The sequence below is a fragment of the Mesorhizobium delmotii genome (assembly GCF_900149755.1).
Lineage (GTDB): Bacteria > Pseudomonadota > Alphaproteobacteria > Rhizobiales > Rhizobiaceae > Mesorhizobium > Mesorhizobium delmotii.
This window is the reverse complement of sequence record NZ_FUIG01000038.1, coordinates 39105-41511: the sequence shown is the minus strand read 5'-3', so window position 1 is coordinate 41511 and position 2407 is coordinate 39105. Positions and strand designations below refer to the sequence as shown.

2 protein-coding genes and 1 pseudogene are annotated in these 2407 nt (G+C 63.3%); all 3 read left to right on the top strand.

The window, feature by feature from the left end:
- Positions 1-626 (top strand): MlrC C-terminal domain-containing protein (locus BQ8482_RS22355; protein ID WP_208867810.1); only part of this gene is annotated, 626 nt, incomplete at its 5' end.
- Between the two features lie 108 nt (positions 627-734).
- Positions 735-2069, top strand: a complete 1335-nt coding sequence (locus tag BQ8482_RS22350; protein WP_123149582.1) for an aspartate aminotransferase family protein — start codon at positions 735-737, stop codon at positions 2067-2069.
- A gap of 156 nt (positions 2070-2225) precedes the next feature.
- Positions 2226-2407 (top strand): annotated as a pseudogene (locus tag BQ8482_RS22345) (MFS transporter); the annotation flags it as partial.

The following is a 2407-nucleotide window of genomic DNA, read 5'->3' as shown; positions in this document are numbered from 1 at the left end:
AACGCGCCAAAGCCGGCGAGGCGGATGCCGACAAGCCGCTGGTGCTCGCTGATATCAGCGACAATCCCGGCGGCGGTGCTTACGGCGATGCGACGAACCTGCTTCGCGCGATGATAGCGGCAGATCTCCAGAACGCCGCCTTCCATGCGATCTTCGATCCGGCGGCCGTGCAGGCCGGCATCGCCATTGGCGTCGGCAACAAGGGGCGCATCCTGCTCGGCGGCAAGCACGCCCCCGAGATGGGCGGGGGGCCGCTTGAGGTCGAGGCGCAGATTGTCTCCATAACCGACGGCCGTTTCCGCTGCCATGGACCCATGGGCGGAGGGGCATGGCGCAATTGCGGGCCGAGCGTTATGCTGCGCGTGGGCGGCGTCGAAGTTGCGGTGGTCTCGCGGAACGGCCAAGCGACCGACCTCGCCCAACTCACCTCCCTCGGTATCGACCCGCTTCACTGTCCAACCATAGCATTGAAATCCTATCATCATTTCCGAGCGGCGTTCGAACCGATTGCGCGCGAGGTGATCAGGGTTGACGGCGGCGGAATGGATTCCGCCGCCTTTTTCCCCAGGACAGACTACCGCAATGTCCGCCGCCCGATCTGGCCGCTCGACGACATCAAGCTCTAGAGCGCCTGCCGTGCCGACCGAGACCCATCAATCTTCCAGACCATGCCGCCGGCCTTTGCCGTCGCCGACACCTGCCTTCAACATCCAGCGCTTACCGACGAGGAAACTATGACTCATCTCCTTCACCGTCAGATCCATGGCAGCCTGCCCGTTGCCATCGGAGGCAAGGGGATCGAACTGATCGATGCGGGCGGCAAGCACTATATCGACGCCTCGGGCGGAGCCGCGGTCTCCTGCCTCGGCCATGCTCATCCCGACGTAGTTGCCGCGCTGCACAGCCAGTTCGACAGGATCGCCTACGCTCATACTAGTTTCTTCACCACCGAGGCCGCCGAGCGCCTCGGCGATCGGCTCGTCGAGGACGCGCCACCGGGGCTGTCGCATGTCTATCTGGTGAGCGGTGGCTCGGAAGCGGTCGAAGCGGCGCTCAAGATGGCGCGGCAATATTTCGTCGAAAAGGGTGAGCCGCAGCGCCGTCACATCATTGCTCGCCGCCAGAGCTATCACGGCAATACGCTCGGCGCTCTAGCAACCGGCGGCAACGAATGGCGGCGCGCGCAGTTCCGCCCCCTCCTGATAGAGACCCACCATGTCGATCCCTGTTTCGCCTACCGCTTCCGAGAGCCGGGCGAGACTGATGAGGCCTATGCGGCCCGCGCGGCCCAGGCGCTCGAAGATAAGATCCTCGAACTCGGGCCAGAAGAAGTGATCGCCTTCGTCGCCGAGACGGTGGTCGGGGCCACGGCCGGAGCGGTTCCGCCGGTCGCGGACTATTTCAAGCGGATACGCGCGATCTGTGACCGCTATGGTGTGCTTCTAATACTGGACGAGGTCATGTGCGGCATGGGCCGCACCGGCACGCTGCACGCCTGCCAGCTGGAAGGGATATCGCCCGACTTTATGACCATCGCCAAGGGGCTCGGCGGCGGCTATCAGCCGATCGGCGCGGTGCTCCTCGGCAGGCAAATCTTCGATGCTTTCGCGAACGGTTCAGGCTTTTTCCAGCACGGCCACACCTACATGGGACATCCCATGGCGGCCGCCGCCGCGCTTGCCGTGCAGGAAGCCATCCACCGCGATCTTCTGCTCGATAACGTCAAGGCGATGGGCGGCCGTCTCACCGCGCGGTTGCAGGCGCGCTTCGGCAACCATCTCCATATCGGCGACATTCGCGGCCGTGGCCTTTTTCAAGCGATCGAGCTCGTCGCTGACCGCGGCACGAAGGAGCCGTTTGCCCCGGGTCTGAAAGTTCACGCGAAGATCAAGCGCCAGGCCATGCAACGCGGCTTGATGGTCTATCCGATGGGCGGCACCATCGACGGTGCGTGCGGTGACCATGTGCTGATCGCTCCCCCTTTTATCGTCGCGCCGCACGAGATCGACACGATCGTGGAGCGACTTGGCGAGGCGGTCGATGCCGCCCTTCGCGACTTCGAGATTTAACGCGGGCACCACAAGGGGACTGATCAAAAACCCTCCCGGAAGCTCGCGGAGGTGCGCATAAGTGGACTTGAGGCAAGATCTTGTCGACTTGGTGGAGGCAGGTAGCTTCTCAAGAGCCGTAGTACAACTGAATGTGGCACAGAGCGCGTTAAGTGCGAGGCGTTCCTGGACCTCATGCGCGAGCGCCGGCATGTACACAGCCGCGTCGGTGCTCGACATTGGACGCTGCAGCGCAACCCTCAGGAGCCTTTGCAATGGACAGAAACATTCCGCTCGCCGACTTGGACGGACTACCTTCGCCTCAACCATCGTCTCACGACAGCAGACAAGGAACTGGA